The 16,684-nt window shown below is 44.5% G+C and carries 21 protein-coding genes; 8 read left to right on the top strand and 13 right to left on the bottom strand.

Features of this window, described 5'->3' with window-relative positions; translation table 11 throughout:
- Positions 1-2 precede the first annotated feature (2 nt).
- The 7 genes from hpf to J8Z23_RS13960 form a co-directional block, all read right to left on the bottom strand.
- The gene (hpf, locus tag J8Z23_RS13990) at positions 3-290 is read right to left on the bottom strand and encodes a ribosome hibernation promoting factor (RefSeq protein WP_005381114.1); all 288 of its coding nucleotides are present in this window, start codon (positions 288-290) and stop codon (positions 3-5) included.
- A 24-nt stretch (positions 291-314) separates the two neighbouring features.
- Positions 315-1,784 carry an RNA polymerase factor sigma-54 gene (locus J8Z23_RS13985; protein WP_006742354.1) on the bottom strand — a complete coding sequence of 490 codons (1,470 nt, stop codon included), beginning with the start codon at positions 1,782-1,784 and terminating at the stop codon, positions 315-317.
- A gap of 50 nt (positions 1,785-1,834) precedes the next feature.
- A complete protein-coding gene (gene lptB / locus J8Z23_RS13980) occupies positions 1,835-2,560 on the bottom strand; it encodes an LPS export ABC transporter ATP-binding protein (RefSeq protein WP_005396240.1) in 726 nt (241 codons plus the stop codon).
- Between the two features lies 1 nt (position 2,561).
- Complete coding sequence (gene lptA, locus J8Z23_RS13975; RefSeq protein WP_005396239.1) at positions 2,562-3,056, bottom strand: lipopolysaccharide transport periplasmic protein LptA; 495 nt, start codon at positions 3,054-3,056, stop codon at positions 2,562-2,564.
- The gene (gene lptC / locus J8Z23_RS13970; protein ID WP_005396238.1) at positions 3,037-3,600 is read right to left on the bottom strand and encodes an LPS export ABC transporter periplasmic protein LptC; all 564 of its coding nucleotides are present in this window, start codon (positions 3,598-3,600) and stop codon (positions 3,037-3,039) included. Before lptC ends, lptA begins: the two co-directional genes overlap by 20 nt.
- A gap of 86 nt (positions 3,601-3,686) precedes the next feature.
- Entirely contained in the window at positions 3,687-4,658 is a 972-nt protein-coding gene (kdsD, locus tag J8Z23_RS13965) for an arabinose-5-phosphate isomerase KdsD (RefSeq protein ID WP_047009142.1), read from the bottom strand.
- 29 nt (positions 4,659-4,687) lie between these two features.
- Positions 4,688-5,653 (bottom strand): calcium/sodium antiporter, encoded by a 966-nt coding sequence (locus J8Z23_RS13960; protein ID WP_434633964.1) that lies wholly within the window; start codon positions 5,651-5,653, stop codon positions 4,688-4,690.
- 374 nt (positions 5,654-6,027) lie between these two features.
- Between J8Z23_RS13960 and mlaF the strand changes: the two genes are divergently transcribed.
- From mlaF to J8Z23_RS13920, 8 genes are all read left to right on the top strand, one after another.
- The gene (mlaF, locus tag J8Z23_RS13955) at positions 6,028-6,831 is read left to right on the top strand and encodes a phospholipid ABC transporter ATP-binding protein MlaF (protein WP_005396235.1); all 804 of its coding nucleotides are present in this window, start codon (positions 6,028-6,030) and stop codon (positions 6,829-6,831) included.
- Positions 6,821-7,612: a lipid asymmetry maintenance ABC transporter permease subunit MlaE gene (gene mlaE / locus J8Z23_RS13950; protein ID WP_005396234.1), complete on the top strand. Its 792-nt coding sequence runs from the start codon at positions 6,821-6,823 to the stop codon at positions 7,610-7,612. Before mlaF ends, mlaE begins: the two co-directional genes overlap by 11 nt.
- Before the next feature lie 2 nt (positions 7,613-7,614).
- Positions 7,615-8,103: an outer membrane lipid asymmetry maintenance protein MlaD gene (gene mlaD, locus J8Z23_RS13945; protein WP_012841383.1), complete on the top strand. Its 489-nt coding sequence runs from the start codon at positions 7,615-7,617 to the stop codon at positions 8,101-8,103.
- 2 nt (positions 8,104-8,105) lie between these two features.
- Entirely contained in the window at positions 8,106-8,744 is a 639-nt protein-coding gene (gene mlaC / locus J8Z23_RS13940; RefSeq protein ID WP_006742355.1) for a phospholipid-binding protein MlaC, read from the top strand.
- Positions 8,744-9,064: an STAS domain-containing protein gene (locus tag J8Z23_RS13935; protein ID WP_005396231.1), complete on the top strand. Its 321-nt coding sequence runs from the start codon at positions 8,744-8,746 to the stop codon at positions 9,062-9,064. Before mlaC ends, J8Z23_RS13935 begins: the two co-directional genes overlap by 1 nt.
- 3 nt (positions 9,065-9,067) lie before the next feature.
- On the top strand, positions 9,068-9,322 hold the full coding sequence (gene ibaG / locus J8Z23_RS13930) for a BolA family iron metabolism protein IbaG (RefSeq protein ID WP_005396230.1): 255 nt from the start codon (positions 9,068-9,070) through the stop codon (positions 9,320-9,322).
- Positions 9,323-9,331: 9 nt separating this feature from the next.
- Positions 9,332-10,597 (top strand): UDP-N-acetylglucosamine 1-carboxyvinyltransferase, encoded by a 1,266-nt coding sequence (gene murA, locus J8Z23_RS13925; protein WP_046873610.1) that lies wholly within the window; start codon positions 9,332-9,334, stop codon positions 10,595-10,597.
- A gap of 146 nt (positions 10,598-10,743) precedes the next feature.
- Entirely contained in the window at positions 10,744-11,469 is a 726-nt protein-coding gene (locus J8Z23_RS13920) for a 1-acylglycerol-3-phosphate O-acyltransferase (RefSeq protein WP_005381088.1), read from the top strand.
- An 86-nt stretch (positions 11,470-11,555) separates the two neighbouring features.
- Here J8Z23_RS13920 and J8Z23_RS13915 read toward each other — a convergent pair whose 3' ends face one another.
- The 6 genes from J8Z23_RS13915 to arcA form a co-directional block, all read right to left on the bottom strand.
- On the bottom strand, positions 11,556-11,945 hold the full coding sequence (locus tag J8Z23_RS13915; protein WP_005381087.1) for a RidA family protein: 390 nt from the start codon (positions 11,943-11,945) through the stop codon (positions 11,556-11,558).
- Positions 11,946-12,073: 128 nt separating this feature from the next.
- A complete protein-coding gene (gene pyrI / locus J8Z23_RS13910; protein WP_005381086.1) occupies positions 12,074-12,535 on the bottom strand; it encodes an aspartate carbamoyltransferase regulatory subunit in 462 nt (153 codons plus the stop codon).
- A gap of 15 nt (positions 12,536-12,550) precedes the next feature.
- On the bottom strand, positions 12,551-13,480 hold the full coding sequence (pyrB, locus tag J8Z23_RS13905; RefSeq protein ID WP_005397473.1) for an aspartate carbamoyltransferase: 930 nt from the start codon (positions 13,478-13,480) through the stop codon (positions 12,551-12,553).
- A gap of 87 nt (positions 13,481-13,567) precedes the next feature.
- The gene (locus J8Z23_RS13900) at positions 13,568-13,663 is read right to left on the bottom strand and encodes a hypothetical protein (protein ID WP_031780631.1); all 96 of its coding nucleotides are present in this window, start codon (positions 13,661-13,663) and stop codon (positions 13,568-13,570) included.
- 99 nt (positions 13,664-13,762) lie between these two features.
- A complete protein-coding gene (locus J8Z23_RS13895) occupies positions 13,763-14,767 on the bottom strand; it encodes an ornithine carbamoyltransferase (protein ID WP_301659996.1) in 1,005 nt (334 codons plus the stop codon).
- 156 nt (positions 14,768-14,923) lie between these two features.
- On the bottom strand, positions 14,924-16,144 hold the full coding sequence (gene arcA, locus J8Z23_RS13890; protein ID WP_006742359.1) for an arginine deiminase: 1,221 nt from the start codon (positions 16,142-16,144) through the stop codon (positions 14,924-14,926).
- Positions 16,145-16,684: the final 540 nt, after the last annotated feature.

Genomic DNA, 16,684 nt, shown 5'->3' with positions numbered 1-16,684 from the left:
GATTAATGACTGTTTAGTTTTTCTTTGTGCTTATTGAGTTGGCGAACCAATTTATCTACCAGCGAATCGATCGCGGCATACATATTTTCGTCATCAGCTGATGCGTGGATTTCGCCTTGATTTATATGAAGCGTAGCTTCCGCGATTTGAGTGATTTTTTCAACTTTTAGTACAACATGTACTTGATTGATATGGTCGAAGAACCTTTCGAGCTTCTGAAACTTAGAATTTACATAGTCTTGCATTGAATCGGTAAGATCAACGTGATGGCCTTGAATATTGATTTGCATAGACTTTCCTTTTCAGTTAGTGCCTTATAATAGGCGTTTACGCTGACTTGAAGGGGCAATTCCCAAGGATTCTCGATATTTGGCTATCGTACGTCTCGCGACCTGAATCCCTTGGTCAGCCAGAAGAGCAGCAATCTTGCTATCACTCAATGGCTTAGCAGTATTCTCTGCTGCGACCAGTTTTTTAATGAGTGCGCGAATTGCTGTTGACGAACATTCTCCGCCGTTGTCAGTACTAACATGGCTAGAGAAGAAGTACTTCAATTCAAAAATGCCACGTGGTGTATGCATGAATTTTTGTGTTGTTACACGAGAAATCGTGGATTCATGCATGTCCACTGCCAAGGCTACATCATTTAGTACCATTGGCTTCATGGCTTCCTCACCATACTCGAAGAAATCTTGTTGATGTTCAACAATACATCTTGCAACTTTGAGTAGCGTCTCGTTTCTACTCTCTAAGCTCTTAATTAACCATTTTGCCTCTTGCAAATTGCTGCGGATGTACTGGCTATCCGCGCTATTGCCTTTGCCTAATTGAGCATATTGTTGATTTACTTTTAATTTTGGAACGCTATCTGGGTTGATAGAAACGGTCCATTTGCCGTTGTCTTTAAAAACGGACACATCTGGAATTACGTACTCGGTATCATCCGGTGTGATACGACTACCGGGACGAGGATCTAACTGCTGGATAAGTTTGAGTACTTCACGGAGATCGGCTTCTTTCAGCTTAGTCTCTTTGATGACGAGCTTGTAATCACGGTTCCCCAGGTGATCAATATGATCCGCAAGAATCATTTTGGCTTCAGCAAGCCACGGTGTGTCTTCTGGGAAAGTCGCTAGCTGTAGCAGTAGGCACTCTTGTAAGTTGCGTGATGCCACACCGAGCGGATCGAACTGCTGAATACGTTTACGAACGGCTTCTACTTCGTCTAACTCAATCTCTTCGTTATCGAAGCTCTCATGAATTTCTTCAGGAGATAGGGTTAGGTAACCGTAGTCATCAACAGCGTCAATAATCGCTAATGCAATCGTACGATCGGTTTCACTGAATGGTGTCAGGTCAAGTTGCCACATTAGGTAGTCATGCAATGATTCCGTGGTTTCGCCTTGGTAGACAGGCATATCATCATCAAGAGCTAAGCCAGTGCTACCAGTATTCGCGCTGTAGACGTCATCCCAAGTGGTATCGATTTCAAGTTCAGAGCTGATCTCTGACTTCTCAATTACGTCTGAACTGTCTGGAACGTCAATGTCTGCTGGTTCGTTAGCACTGTTGCTATCAGCAGCCTCGACCGCTGATTTATCTTCACCGTTTGCTACAGGCTCATCTTGGCCTTCTTCAACTTCCAATAATGGGTTTGAATCCAAGGCTTCTTGGATTTCCTGTTGAAGATCGAGTGTCGACAGTTGCAGTAAGCGAATCGCTTGTTGCAACTGTGGCGTCATGGCTAACTGTTGACCTAGCTTGAGTTGTAATGAAGGTTTCATTCAGTGTTACTTACCTTGTAATGCTCAGAATCTTACCGTTCCTAATATAATCATAGACGGAATTGTTCGCCGAGATAAACTTGTTTCACCTGTTCATTATTGAGAACTTCTGCCGGAGTTCCCGATGCAATTAGGTGCCCTTGGCTTACGATATAGGCTTTTTCGCATACGTCCAGTGTTTCACGCACGTTATGGTCAGTGATTAACACTCCGAGGCCGCGATCGCGTAGATGCTCGATGATTTTCTTGATGTCATTAACCGAGATTGGGTCAACACCTGCGAAAGGTTCATCCAACAAAATGAATTGAGGGTTGGCTGCTAAAGCGCGAGCGATTTCCACTCTGCGTCGCTCACCCCCTGATAGTGCCATACCAGCACTGGTTCTGATGTGCTGAATGTGGAATTCTTCCAACAAATCTTCCAGCTTATCTTGGCGCTCTTCACGTGTCATTTCTTGACGAGTTTCGAGTACGGCCATGATGTTATCTTCCACCGACAGCTTACGGAAAATCGACGCTTCTTGCGGAAGGTAGCCAATCCCGAGACGCGAACGACTGTGCATCGGCAGAATACTGATGTCTTTGTCATCAATGGTGATGGTGCCTTCATCTCGAGGCACCAAGCCGACAATCATATAAAACGAGGTGGTTTTACCTGCGCCGTTTGGGCCTAGCAGCCCAACAATCTGACCAGATTCAACTTCCAAGCTAACATCGGTTACGACTTTGCGCTTTTTGTAGCTTTTCGCCAAGTTTTTCGCACTCAGTACTGCCATATTAGTTCTCTATCTGATTGGGTTGCAAAATGGTCGTAACGCGCTCTTCCTTAGAGCTATCAGCGACTAGCTTTTGTTTACCAATTTGGTAACGAATCGAAGAACCTTTAATGGTGTTGTTGTCTTGTGCCAGTTGCGCTTGACCTTTCATGGTCAGTTCGTCTGTAGAAATACGGTAATCCAGCTCCACAGCTTGACCACTCAGTGTCTTACCATCGTCCATCAGCTGAGAAAACTTGGCAGGTTTACCAAATGCTTGAATCTGTTTGATGGCTTCGGTTTTAGGATCGCGCGTTACCACGATTCTATCAGCATCGATATTGATGCTACCTTGCTTAAGAGATACATCGCCTTTAAAGATAACCTGGTTACTCTTCATATCCACCTGTTGGGTGTCAGAGTTAATGTAAACCGGTTGTTGAGTATCCGACTTAAGTGCCAGCGCTTGAGGCGCCGCCAATACCAGTGCCAGTAGGCTAAGGTGTAACGGTTTCATATCGACCTTGAACTTCGTCTGTCAGAGTTGCGGTATGCTGCTTTAAGTTGCCTTGCATTGCGCCTCCAGTAGTTTCAAATTGTGGCCCAACCAACATGACCTGTTGATCGGCTTTAAAATCACGATTGGTTAGATTAATGACTAACTTGTCTGTTGCCATGGTATCAAAGCTCGCACCAGGCAGAAGATTTTGCATTAAGACCTTGTCATATAACGTTAAGACTTGGTCTTCATCTAACACGGCTCTTGTGGCCGTCACCTTCCATTCAATGACGCTACCTTCACGGTAAACCATCAAAGTCGGGTTATTAAAAATGGTATCTCCACTCTTAGCATAATGGTCTAAGTTCGTAGAGCGGATGATGTAACTGCGGACACCATCTTCACCATAGGTGATGTTTTCCAGTCCAGTACCACTGAACATGGGCAGTTCAGAATCTGGTGCTACTTGAATTGCGTCGTTGCCTTTTGGGGTCAGTAGGTAATAACCGCACCATGCGACAACGAAGATCAAGAGCAAATAAATAAGGCGAGTAAAACTCATATAATGAAGGCCTATCGTTTAGCTCAGTACTTCCCTGACCATTGCCTTTATTTGTGTAATAAATGATTTAAATGTTTGTGCTGATATTACATCACGCCAGCTTTTAGTAAATCGTGCATGTTCAGTGCACCCACAATTTTTTCGTCTTTACATAAAATCAGAGCGTTAATATTTTTATTCTGCATCAAGTTCAAACCTTCAACCGCTAGCATATCAGGGTGCGCTGTGGTTGGATTTGTCGTCATAACTTCGCCAATCGCGGTCGTATGAATATCAATGCGTTTGTCTAAGGTGCGACGTAAATCACCATCGGTGAATATACCAAGCATAGCATCGTGTTCATCGACGATAGCGGTCATGCCTAGCCCTTTTTCTGAAATTTCAAGCAGGGCATCACGAATCAATGCGTTTGGAGAAACTTTAGGTAACGCTTCTCCAAAGTGCATAATATCAGACAACTTAAGCAGCAGTTTTCTCCCTAACGCGCCACCTGGATGAGACAAGGCAAAATCTTCGGCAGAAAAACCACGCGCTTGAAGTAGGGCTACGGCTAATGCGTCTCCCATTACTAATGTGGCAGTGGTACTGCTGGTCGGTGCCAACCCTAGTGGGCAAGCTTCTTGAGGTACCGTGATTTGCAGGTGCAAGTCAGACAGTTTTGCCATATTGGATTCTGGCTTGCCTGTCATGCTAATTATCTTGATGTTCAGGCGTTTTAATACCGGAAATAGAGACAGAATTTCGTTTGACTCACCAGAGTTAGAAATTGCGAGCACAATATCTCCAGGGCTGATCATGCCCAAGTCGCCATGTGCAGCTTCGCCAGGGTGAACGAAAAACGCAGAAGTCCCTGTGCTTGCCAGAGTCGCAGCAATCTTGTTACCAATGTGGCCTGACTTGCCAATACCCATAACGGCTACTTTGCCGCTGTTGGAAAGGATCAGTTCGCACGCTTTCTCAAATTGATCATCAAAGTAGGTATCCAGCTCTTGCAGAGCAGCAACTTCGATATCAAGAACTTGTTTAGCAGCAGCGCGAAAATCAAATTGATTGGACATATCAGTTCTCTACTTATTTATCGTGGTAATTAAGCGGCCATGTTTGCGAATAAGTACACTTGATAACCTAGGAAGCATGCAAACAAGATTGCACCTTCAATACGGTTAATACTGCGTGATTTACCCAAACACATCGCGACAAGTAACAGTGAAACGCCTAACATGACCCAGAAGTCACGTCCCATCGCGTACTCACTCAGCACCGATGGATTAATGATGCCAGGAATGCCCATTACGGCCAGAATATTAAACACATTCGAGCCAATAATGTTACCGACGGCCATGTCGTCTTCACCTTTTAAAACACCAGCAAGCGATGCTGCGAGCTCAGGTAGACTAGTACCGATGGCAATGATAGTCAGACCGATGACAAGATCGCTCATGCCAAAATACTTTGCAATAATCACCGCGTTATCCACTAGCATGCTTGCTGCCAAAGGAAGCAGTATCAGGCCAATAACCACCCACATGATCGCTTTAGGGTTGCTGACGCCCTCTGGGATCTCTGACTCTTGGTCATCAAGAAAAACATCACCTGATTTTTGTTCTTTGCGGCTGATCTGCAACATAGCAAATAAAAATGCCCCAAAGAGTACAAACAATAAGACACCTTCATAAAAACCGAGATGGCTATTCCAAAGCAGAATACCGGCGAGTACTGTTACTGCAATCATTAATGGCAGTTCCCGGCGGATGACCGCGGAGCTAATCGACAGAGGCTTGATGAGTGCTGTAATACCTAGGATTAACGCGATGTTCGCGATGTTTGAGCCTAAAACGTTACCCACTGCAGTATCGGTTTTTCCGTTCCAGGCTGCGGTTGCAGAAACCATCATCTCTGGCGCAGAAGAGCCCATCGCAAGGATTGTCATGCCGATGACAAGAGGTGAAATACCGACGTTGCGGGCTATCGCTGCAGAACCAAAAACAAGTTTATCTGCACTCCATACGAGCAAAACAAGACCGACTATAAGCAACGCTACGGCTTCGAGCATGAGAATTCCTAAGTATTAAATAAGTAAAATGAATAACCGCTAATTTTGACCTTTTGCGGCCTAAAATGGAAGATAAACGACGAATAAATTAAAGGTTAGTAACGAAAATGTATGCAAATGTCGTTCATTTAAATCAGCAATTCTTGTCTAGGATTTAAACACTTTGCGCTGATTTGATCGTAATCCACAAAAAATTGCAGGTATATACTCGACTTTATTTAATTGAACAGTGCTTTAAATTCAAAGCCAATGTGCTTATGATTGCAGCCTAATAAATGTACCGACGTTACTTTATTAAACGTGAAATTCAACTCCGTTGTGTGTCTGGTTGATGATGCCGTGAGTTGCAACGCTCCGACAGTAGAAGAGATGATATGTCGAACAACGATTTAGTCACCGTGAACAACCTCACTTTTTCACGGGGAGAGCGCAAGATCTTTGATGGTATTGATCTGCATGTTCCTGAGGGCAAAGTGACGGCCATTATGGGACCATCGGGAATAGGTAAAACTACACTGCTGCGTTTAATTGGTGGTCAGTTGTATCCCGAGCAAGGAGAGATCTGGTTTGATGGCGACAATATTCCCTCTCTCTCGCGTAAAAAACTCTACCATGCTCGAAAGAAAATGAGCATGTTGTTTCAATCAGGAGCTTTATTCACTGATTTGAATGTCTTTGATAACGTCGCCTTCCCATTGCGAGAGCATACGAATTTATCGGAAGAGCTGATTCGTACCATGGTGTTGCTTAAGCTTGAAGCCGTCGGTCTACGCGGCGCGGCACAATTGATGCCGAGCGAGCTATCGGGTGGCATGGCTAGACGCGCTGCGTTGGCGCGTGCGATCGCCCTGGATCCTGATTTAATCATGTATGATGAACCATTTGTCGGACAAGACCCAATCACCATGGGTGTCTTGGTTGAGCTCATTAGTAATCTAAATCAAGCGTTAGGTTTAACTTCTATAGTCGTTTCTCACGACGTGCCTGAAGTAATGAGTATTGCCGATTGGGTTTATCTGATGGCCGATGGCAAAATTATCGCTTTTGGCACACCAGAAGAGCTTAATCAGAATCCTGACCCTCGCGTTCAGCAGTTCTTACAAGGTGATGCAGATGGTCCTGTACCGTTTCGCTTCCCTTCTCAAAGTATCGAAAAGGACTTATTTGATGGTCGATAACTTTATGCATTTTGTCGCCTCACTAGGTAGACGAACGCTCTCCATATGCGGAGCATTTGGTCGTGCGACTTTCATGCTGATTGGGGCACTGTTTACTAAGCCACAACCGCTCAAAAGCTTTCCTCTGCTCGTTAAACAACTTTATTCCGTAGGCGTCCAGTCTCTGGCGATTATCGTCGTATCTGGGTTGTTCATTGGTATGGTCTTGAGCCTACAAGGCTATGTTGTGCTGGTGGATTACGGCGCAGAGGGCAGTTTGGGGCAAATGGTGGCGCTCTCATTGCTACGTGAATTAGGGCCAGTTGTCACTGCACTTCTGTTTGCTGGTCGTGCAGGCTCTGCGTTAACTGCAGAGATAGGTTTGATGAAAGCGACGGAGCAACTCTCTAGCCTTGAAATGATGGCGGTAGATCCTTTGAAAAGAGTGATCGCGCCACGTTTTTGGGCTGGCGCTATTTCAATGCCATTACTGGCTATGATTTTCATGGCGGTGGGTATTTGGGGCGCCCAGCTTGTTGGTGTTGACTGGAAAGGTGTTGACCATGGCAGTTTTTGGTCAGCGATGCAGTCCTCAGTTGAACTAGGACAGGATATTGGTAACAGTATGATCAAGTGCTTTGCGTTTGCAATTACGGTTACTTGGGTCGCTCTATTTAATGGTTATGATGCTATTCCAACTTCGGAAGGGATCAGCCGAGCAACTACGCGCACTGTTGTGCATTCTTCTTTAGCAGTACTAGGACTAGACTTTGTACTGACCGCATTGATGTTTGGGAATTAATCATGCAACAAACACGTAAAACTGAATTATGGGTTGGCAGCTTTGTATTAGCGGGAATTTGCGCGATTCTTGTGATGATTTTTCAAGTTGCTGACGTAAAAAGCATTGGCTCTGGTGATACTTACACCCTCAAAGCTGAGTTCGATAATATTGGTAGTTTAAAAGTTCGCTCGCCAGTAAAAGTGGGTGGGGTTGTGATTGGCCGGGTAAGCAATATTTCGCTTAACCCAGATAACTTATTACCTGTTGTAACTCTATCGATCAATAGCAAATACAATCAATTCCCAGAAACGTCGAGCGTACAAATTTTGACGTCTGGCTTGATTGGTGAGCAATACATTGGTTTAGTACCAGGCTTTGTTTTTGACGATGAAGTCATGCTGGTCGATGGCGATACCATCGAAGACACCAAATCAGCGCTCGTGCTTGAAGACTTAATTGGTCAAGTGCTTTACAGCGTAGGTGGTTCAGACGATTCAAGTAAGGAATAACTATGTTAGCGAGATTATTACTTTCAGTTTGTGCTGTGTTTAGCGCGTTTGGTACAAGTGCAGCAGAAGTGGATAAAACTGAACCTTATAAGATGATGAAACAAGTGGCTGAAGTCACGTTCGAAAGATTAAAAGCCGAGCAGCCGAAAATCAAACAAGACCCAGATTTACTTAAGGTGATTGTTGAAGAAGAGCTAATGCCTTACGTCAACTACCGCTATGCTGGGTTAAAGCTCCTAGGTCCAAACCTAAAAGGAGCGAAACGTGAAGACGTACTTGAGTTTATCGATGCATTTCGCGCGTACTTAATTGCTTCTTATGCCCAAGTGCTAACGCAATACAGTGACCAAAAAATTGAATTTGGTCCTGAGCCTAGCATTGATGACTCTAAGCGTATCACCAGTATTAAAGTTGATATCATCGATACGCCGCGTCCAAACATCAAGCTAGAGTTCAAATTGCGTAAAGACAACAAATCTGGTGAGTGGGAAGCGTTCGATATGATTGCGGAAGGCATCAGTTTACTCTCTAGTAAACAGTCAGAATGGAATAGCAAAATTCGTCAAGAAGGCATTCTATCTGTCGCGAAAGATCTAGAAAAATTAGCTGCGGAACCGGTTCGCTTTGAGGCGAAGAAATAATGGCCCAGACTCCCGCTCAGTGGCAATTAGATCAAAACATTCTTAAGCTAACAGGGGCACTTGATCGAGATACAGTGCCCTCATTGTGGGCGTATGCTCAGCAATGGCAACCAGCTCAAGCTGAGCTGGAATGCTCGTTAAAAGAGATAGAGCGCGTCGACTCTGCAGGAATGGTGATGTTAATCCACTTATTAGAGCATGCAAAAAAGCAAAACTGTCATATAATGCTCAGTTTCGTGCCGGCGCAACTGCGCACTTTGTTTCAACTGAGCAATGTTGAATCTTTAGTGGCCAAACACATACAGAATTATCAGGGGTAAATTGTGGATAGCGCAAAAGTACAACAGTTATTAGAAGAAGCACTAAACCTTCAAGAAGTGCATGTAAAAGGTGAAGGTAGCCACTATGAGGTGGTTGCTGTTGATGCTTGTTTCGATGGAATGAGCCGCGTTAAGAAGCAGCAGTTAATTTATGGTCCTCTGATGGAATACATCCAGCGTAACGACATTCACGCATTATCAATTAAAGCGTTCACACCAGAAGAGTGGGCTCGTGATAAGAAACTGATGTCGCTTTAAGGTTTATTGATGGAAAAGTTTCGAGTTATTGGGTCAGATAAACCACTCGTTGGTGAAGTGACCATTTCCGGTGCAAAAAACGCAGCACTGCCGATTTTATTTGCGTCTATCTTGGCGGAAGAGCCTGTAGAAGTGGCAAACGTGCCACACCTTCGTGATATCGATACAACCATGGAACTGCTTAAGCGTTTAGGCGCGAAAGTAAGCCGTAATGGTTCTGTTCACGTCGATCCAAGTAGCATTACTGAATACTGCGCACCGTATGATTTGGTGAAAACCATGCGTGCTTCTATTTGGGCTTTGGGCCCGCTCGTAGCGCGATTTGGTCAAGGTCAGGTTTCTCTACCTGGCGGTTGTGCTATCGGTGCTCGTCCTGTTGATCTGCATATTTCTGGCCTAGAGCAGCTTGGCGCAACGATTACGCTTGAAGATGGGTACGTTAAAGCTGAGGTTGATGGTCGTCTAAAAGGTGCGCACATCGTGATGGATAAAGTCAGTGTAGGCGCGACGATCACCATCATGTGTGCTGCAGCACTTGCTGAAGGCACTACAACACTAGACAACGCGGCGCGTGAACCTGAAATTGTAGACACAGCGGATTTCCTAAATAAGCTTGGTGCAAAAATTTCTGGTGCAGGCACAGATACGATCACGATTGAAGGTGTTGAGCGCCTAGGCGGCTGTAAACACAACGTGGTTGCCGACCGTATTGAGACGGGAACATTCCTTGTCGCTGCCGCGGTATCTGGCGGTAAAGTAGTATGTCGTAACACTAACGCTCATTTGCTTGAAGCGGTTTTAGCCAAGCTAGAAGAAGCTGGCGCACTTGTCGAAACGGGTGAAGATTGGATTTCAGTTGATATGACTGATCGCGAGCTGAAAGCAGTGAGTGTACGTACAGCGCCGCATCCAGGCTTCCCGACCGATATGCAAGCGCAATTTACGCTACTAAACATGATGGCGAAAGGCGGCGGCGTGATCACTGAGACTATCTTTGAAAACCGCTTTATGCACGTACCAGAATTGATGCGTATGGGCGCGAAAGCCGAGATTGAAGGCAACACTGTTATCTGTGGTGATGTTGAGTCACTCAGCGGTGCGCAAGTCATGGCAACCGACCTACGAGCTTCGGCTAGTTTGGTAATTGCGGGCTGTATTGCTAAAGGCGAAACCATCGTTGACCGTATTTACCATATCGACCGCGGTTACGACAAAATCGAAAATAAACTGGCTGCACTTGGCGCAAATATTGAGCGAGTGAGCGAGGCAAGTTAAACTGCACCGCAGGTAACTTGGATATCAAGAGAGCCGAAACCTGAGTTTCGGCTTTTTTATATCACTCTCATGACCATAGTTATCCTTTATGGAAAGAGAGAAATTAATAGCTGTATCTGGCAAAAGCCGGTTCCTGGAGAACAAGAATGATTGCACTGTTACGTGTATTTGCTGTCGCTATCTTTGCGATTGTTATGTTTATTGGTGGTTGTGGTTACTGCCTATTAAGCCCCCGAAACCCTAAGCACGTTTTCACTTTTGGCCGCTTGTTTGCCAAGATGTCTCGTGTATTTGGGATTAAGTTAGAGCTGCGTATCCCTGAAGATGCGTATTCACGCGGCCAACATGTTTACATTGCTAACCACCAGAACAACTGGGACATGTTTACTGTTTCTGCTGCTGTGACTCCGAAAGTTGTGACAGTAGGTAAAAAGAGCTTGGCTTGGATGCCACTGTTTGGTCAGCTTTACTGGCTTACGGGCAACATTCTGATTGACCGAGCGAATCGCTCGAAAGCAAAAGGTACTATCGATCAGGTAGTGAGCAGCATGAAAGAAAGTGATGTTTCGGTGTGGATGTTCCCAGAAGGCACGCGTTCTCGTGGGCGTGGTCTGCTGCCATTCAAAACAGGTGCTTTTCATGCAGCAATTGGAGCAGGCGTGCCAATCATTCCTATCGTATGTAGCTCGACGAATAAAATTAAGCTGAACCGTTGGAACAATGGTCATGTGATTGTTGAAATGCTACCTCCAATCAGTACAGAAGGCTATGGTAAAGAGGGCATTCGCGAGCTAGCAAATATCTGTCGTGAACAGATGAAAGAGAAACTTGAATCGTTAGATGAAGAAGTCAAACAGCGTAATGCTGCTTAAGTTTTACTGCGATATCATCACGAAAAGACAATAAAAAAACGGGTAGCCTGAGCTACCCGTTTTTTTATGTTTGTCAGCAAGTGCAATTATTTGCGAACTGCAATTGCTTCAATCTCGATACCAACATCTTTCGGTAGGCGAGCGACTTCTACACAAGAACGTGCAGGGTAGTTTGCTACGCCGTGCTCATCAAAGAACTTGCCGTAAACTTCGTTTACCGTGCCAAAGTCGTTTAGGTCTTTAACAAAAACCGTTAGCTTCACGATATCTGACACTTTAAGGCCTGAAGATTCAACCACAGCCTTTACGTTTTCTAGAGACTGACGAGCTTGCTCTGCGATATCAGCAGACACTTCACCTGTCGCTGGGTTTACTGGGATTTGGCCTGAAGTAAGAACCATGTTACCTAGATCTACGCCTTGAACGTAAGGACCGATTGCTGCTGGTGCAGATTCAGTGTGAAGTACTTTCGTCATTTGATTTTTCCATCAGTTGTAGGGAATAAAGATTCTCAGTTTGCCTCTAAACCCGTGGTAGGTAAAGAGTAAAATACCCCGACATTGCGGGGTGTTTTAAACGTATCACGCCTAGTCGTACGGTGTGTTTATCGTTCGGTTACGATCTCGCGTGAGAAAACTTTCTCGCAGTACTTACACTTTAGGCGGATTTCTTGTTTCTTTTCGAATACGCTAAAGCTGCTTTCTACTGGCTCATTGTGAGAAATACAGTTTGAATTTGGGCATTCGAAGACATCATTGATGCGCTCTGGAAGCTCTAACGCGAGCTTTTTCACCACTTCATAATTTTCGATTTGGTTCACGGTCGCGTGAGGAGCATACAGCGCCAACTTGCTCGCTTGCTCTTCATTAATAAACACATTTTCTATTTTCAGTAGATCTTTATGACCGAGTGCTGATGATGGCAAGTTCAGACCAATAGTAACGCGCTGTGATGAATTGTGCATATCGAACAGTCTTAGTACTTTGATGCCGATTTGCGCAGGGATGTGGTCGATGACCGTGCCATTTTTGATTGCTTCTACCTGCAATTGAGTTTCTTTAGCCATGGGTTTTCTCCTCGATTACAGTGTTTCGTTTAGAACAAGCGCCAACAGTGCTTGGCGAGCGTATACGCCATTTTGAGCTTGCTGGAAGAAGTAAGCATGAGGCGTTTTATCAACATCGGTTGTGATTTCATCCACACGTGGTAGTGGGTGGAGTACTTTTAGATTTTCGCGCGCCCCTTCGAGTAATGCAGCTGTCAAAATATACGCCGATTTAATGTGCGCGTACTCCGATTCGTCAAAACGTTCTTTCTGTACGCGCGTCATGTACAGAATATCCAGTTCAGGAATCACACTCTCCATGTCCGTGTGCAGGCTATATTGAATGCCAGCTTCGTCTAGCTCTTCGCAGATGTAATCTGGCATTGCCAATGCTTCTGGTGCAACAAAGAAGAAGCGGATGTTATTAAACTTCGCTAATGCTTGAGTCAGAGAGTGCACCGTGCGGCCATATTTTAGGTCACCGACGAACGCTACGTTCAAGTTGTCTAGACGACCTTGTGTTTCCGCGATGGTGTATAGGTCGAGTAGCGTTTGAGTTGGGTGTTGGTTTGCACCATCACCAGCGTTGATCACTGGCACGCCATTTGAGAATTCAGAGGCCAAGCGAGCGGCGCCTTCTTGTGGATGGCGCATCACAAAGGCATCGACGTAAGAAGAGATGACCTGTACTGAATCTGCGAGTGTTTCGCCTTTTTTCGCCAGAGAGGTATTACCATCATTATCAAAGCCAATCACGTCACCACCAATGCGTTGAATCGCCGTTTCAAACGATAAACGTGTACGTGTTGATGGTTCAAAGAAACAACTGGCAACGACTTTGTTTTTAATCAGTTCTGGTCGAGGTGCTTTTTTAAGGCTGCCTGCTGTTTCTACGATAAGTTCCAGTTCTTCACGTGAAAGCTCTGGAATAGAGATGATGTGCTTCTGGTAAAGCGAGTTCGCCATGATCTTCTTCCCTATAACATTGATGACTACATCCAAATTGCCGAAAGGAATTTTGGACATAAAAAAACCTCCCCAAATGGGGAGGTTTTAAAATTCAATAGAATTAACGAAAATAACACCACGTAAGCGTAGTCGCTTAGCTAGAGCAAATCGCGTTTTCATGTCGGCAATTAGCTTGGTCATTTCTTAATCCTCAGACAAATTGCCGAGCATTATACGCTTAACTTTCGTGAGCGCAAGCGATTACATCATGGTTTTTAGCGGCTTTTTTTGCTTGCTAGTTTAGCTTCCTAATGTTGCTACCATCACGGCTTTGATAGTGTGCATACGGTTTTCAGCTTCGTCGAATACGATGGAGTATTCTGACTCAAATACCTCTTCTGTTACTTCAAGGCCTTTCATGCCGTATTTTTCAGCGACTTCTTTGCCAACGGTAGTTTCATCATTGTGGAAAGCCGGAAGACAGTGCATAAATTTCACATGTGGATTACCCGTTTGTTTAATCACTTCCATATTGGTTTGATATGGTGTCATTAAAGCCACACGTTCATCCCATGCCTCAGCGGATTCACCCATAGATACCCAAACATCGGTGTAAAGGAAGTCACAACCCTTCACGCCTTCCTCTACGCTTTCAGTTAATGTGATTTTTGCACCAGTTTGCTGCGCGATAGTTTGGCAAGTTGCCACCAAATCTTCTTCAGGCCAGAACGCTTTTGGCGCGACAAGGCGAATATCCATGCCCATTTTAGCGGCACCCACCATGAGCGAGTTGCCCATATTGTTGCGTGCATCGCCTAGGTAAGCGAAGGTCATTTCATGCAGCTGCTTACCGCGTCCGTGCTCTTGCATGGTAAGGAAATCGGCAAGGATTTGGGTTGGGTGGAACTCATCAGTCAAACCATTCCACACTGGAACACCAGCATAAGTGCCAAGCTCTTCAACAATGGATTGGCCAAAGCCGCGATATTCGATGCCATCATACATGCGGCCAAGTACGCGCGCGGTGTCTTTCATTGATTCTTTATGGCCAATCTGAGAACCAGAAGGGCCGATGTAAGAAACTTGAGCGCCTTGATCAAAAGCTGCGACTTCAAACGCACATCGGGTACGAGTCGAAGATTTCTCAAAGATGAGTGCAATGTTTTTACCTTGAAGTGTCTTCTGCTCTGTTCCTGCATATTTTGCTTTTTTTAGCTCTGCAGACAGTTCGAGCAAGAACTGGATTTCTTTGGTTGAGAAATCCAATAGCTTCAAAAAGTTGCGGTTACGTAAATTGAAAGCCATAGCTCGTCCCTTAGTACGTGTGATTGAATTAATAGAATGCATTAAAACATATAAATGCTTTATTTGTGAATAATTATTTTTATGTAAAACTAAAAAAGGTTGATGCATTCACATCAACCTTAGTTTTTATTCATTTAATGTAAAAGGACGAATTGGTTATATATCGTCTCGTTCTATCGGACAACTCATGCAGCGGGCGCCACCACGGCCACGGCCAAGCTCGTTACCTGGGACTGTCAGTACTTTGATACCAGCTTTGTCGTATTTTTCGTTGGTGTATACATTGCGTTCGTAACCAATCACAACGCCCGGTTTTACGGTAAGAACGTTATTGGCGTCATTCCATTGTTCGCGCTCAGCTTCATAACTGTCACCACCCGTGGTGATGATTTTCAGCTGATCTAAGCCAAGAGCAGATTCAATCGCATGTAGGTAGTTATGAGATGCTTCAACATGCATTTCACCATTGCCTTTTGGTGTTAAGCGCCATGTGTCGAGATCTTTACGCATGATCTCTGGGTAAACAGAGAAAGTATCTACATCCATATGGGTCATCACGGTGTCTAAATGCATGCATGAACGGTGTTTAGGCAGATCAATCGCAATCACTTCGGTTGCTTGTCCTGCCTTAAACAGGCTCGCTGCAAGGTTCTCTACGCCTTGCGCGGTAGTACGCTCAGACATACCGATCAGAACTGCACCTTTACCAATAACCAACACATCACCGCCTTCGACATTCGCATTATCATAATGCAGATCATCGTCACCGAAGTATTTAATAAAGTCTTGGCCAGCAAAAATTGGGTGCCAACGATAAATCGCACGTAAGTGGTTTGTTTCACGTTGGCGTGCAGGCATCATCATTGGGTTGAGCGATACACCACCATAAACCCAGCATGAGGTATCACGCGTAAATAGGTGGTTAGGTAGTGGCTCAATAACAAAATCCAGCGGACGCTTCATTTTTGGCAGCATAGAAGATGAGGTGATCGGCAGCTCTGAGTAAGCTAAGCCACCTAAAAAGATGCTGGCAAGGTGTTCATCATCCATTTCTGAAAAATATTGGCGTAGGTCTCGCGCAAAGGTTGGCCCGTAACGAAAGTCAGAAATCTGAGTATCTAGCAGCCACTGTTTTGCTTCTGGAACGGCGAGGGTTTCGACCAGTAAATCGTGGAGGAGAAGCACTTCTACATCTTGATCGCGTAGCGTGCGTGCGAACGCATCGTGCTCTTCACCTGCCGCTTCCACAGCAAGAACATCATCAAACAGTAATTCATGACAGTTTGATGGAGTTAAGTGGGTTAGGGCGCGCTCTGGGCGATTTAATAGAACTCGTCGAAGTTGACCAACTTCTGATCCAACGTACAGCTTGCTCATTTTGTATCCTTACAAATTTTCCAGCCGTTAGTTATGACAAGCTTCCTAGAAAGATGCAAATCACTACGCTTTGCCTATATTCTGAGTTTTTATTGTTTTTTAGATTTTAGTTTTGTCTGTTTTGCTAATGAAGTTTTGGTTTGGGTTTAAATTCTATTTTGTGAAATGTGGAGAGCGTGCGTTTTTATTCTAATTTTCCCGTTGAGAAAGAATACATGCATAGTGCATAAAACGTGCATTTTTATTCTCAATTATGCATTATTGAAGTGAATTTATTCGTTATGCTTCTTCGTTTTACACGTGAGTGTATTCAAGAAAGCGCCATAAACACGCACAGAAAGAGAAAATAACCGCATTAAGTGTCAGTTAGGATGTTCTGAATATTAAAAAATGCCATTTTTTGTTAATTTTTTGTTTCTTTGCGTGGTCGGTTTAATATTTATATTCAAATAACAGATAAGAATCGCGGTGATATGATGTTTGTTTGTGGCTTTTCATCGCAATCCATGCCATATTTCACCGGATCAGCATACTCAGTAT

This window comes from Vibrio sp. SCSIO 43086 (assembly GCF_051132235.1).
Lineage (GTDB): Bacteria > Pseudomonadota > Gammaproteobacteria > Enterobacterales > Vibrionaceae > Vibrio > Vibrio diabolicus.
The sequence above is the reverse complement of the archived record's forward strand: the minus strand, read 5'-3'. Positions and strand labels throughout refer to the sequence as shown.

Excerpts from the sequence above, each read along its gene's own strand:
- hpf (WP_005381114.1), bottom strand. The coding sequence starts at position 290 with ATGCAAATCAATATTCAAGGCCATCACGTTGATCTTACCGATTCAATG.
- J8Z23_RS13985 (WP_006742354.1), bottom strand. The coding sequence starts at position 1,784 with ATGAAACCTTCATTACAACTCAAGCTAGGTCAACAGTTAGCCATGACG.
- lptB (WP_005396240.1), bottom strand. The coding sequence starts at position 2,560 with ATGGCAGTACTGAGTGCGAAAAACTTGGCGAAAAGCTACAAAAAGCGC.
- lptA (WP_005396239.1), bottom strand. The coding sequence starts at position 3,056 with ATGAAACCGTTACACCTTAGCCTACTGGCACTGGTATTGGCGGCGCCT.
- lptC (WP_005396238.1), bottom strand. The coding sequence starts at position 3,600 with ATGAGTTTTACTCGCCTTATTTATTTGCTCTTGATCTTCGTTGTCGCA.
- kdsD (WP_047009142.1), bottom strand. The coding sequence starts at position 4,658 with ATGTCCAATCAATTTGATTTTCGCGCTGCTGCTAAACAAGTTCTTGAT.
- J8Z23_RS13960 (WP_434633964.1), bottom strand. The coding sequence starts at position 5,653 with ATGCTCGAAGCCGTAGCGTTGCTTATAGTCGGTCTTGTTTTGCTCGTA.
- mlaF (WP_005396235.1), top strand. The coding sequence starts at position 6,028 with ATGTCGAACAACGATTTAGTCACCGTGAACAACCTCACTTTTTCACGG.
- mlaE (WP_005396234.1), top strand. The coding sequence starts at position 6,821 with ATGGTCGATAACTTTATGCATTTTGTCGCCTCACTAGGTAGACGAACG.
- mlaD (WP_012841383.1), top strand. The coding sequence starts at position 7,615 with ATGCAACAAACACGTAAAACTGAATTATGGGTTGGCAGCTTTGTATTA.
- mlaC (WP_006742355.1), top strand. The coding sequence starts at position 8,106 with ATGTTAGCGAGATTATTACTTTCAGTTTGTGCTGTGTTTAGCGCGTTT.
- J8Z23_RS13935 (WP_005396231.1), top strand. The coding sequence starts at position 8,744 with ATGGCCCAGACTCCCGCTCAGTGGCAATTAGATCAAAACATTCTTAAG.
- murA (WP_046873610.1), top strand. The coding sequence starts at position 9,332 with ATGGAAAAGTTTCGAGTTATTGGGTCAGATAAACCACTCGTTGGTGAA.
- J8Z23_RS13920 (WP_005381088.1), top strand. The coding sequence starts at position 10,744 with ATGATTGCACTGTTACGTGTATTTGCTGTCGCTATCTTTGCGATTGTT.
- J8Z23_RS13915 (WP_005381087.1), bottom strand. The coding sequence starts at position 11,945 with ATGACGAAAGTACTTCACACTGAATCTGCACCAGCAGCAATCGGTCCT.
- pyrI (WP_005381086.1), bottom strand. The coding sequence starts at position 12,535 with ATGGCTAAAGAAACTCAATTGCAGGTAGAAGCAATCAAAAATGGCACG.
- pyrB (WP_005397473.1), bottom strand. The coding sequence starts at position 13,480 with ATGGCGAACTCGCTTTACCAGAAGCACATCATCTCTATTCCAGAGCTT.
- J8Z23_RS13900 (WP_031780631.1), bottom strand. The coding sequence starts at position 13,663 with ATGACCAAGCTAATTGCCGACATGAAAACGCGATTTGCTCTAGCTAAG.
- J8Z23_RS13895 (WP_301659996.1), bottom strand. The coding sequence starts at position 14,767 with ATGGCTTTCAATTTACGTAACCGCAACTTTTTGAAGCTATTGGATTTC.
- arcA (WP_006742359.1), bottom strand. The coding sequence starts at position 16,144 with ATGAGCAAGCTGTACGTTGGATCAGAAGTTGGTCAACTTCGACGAGTT.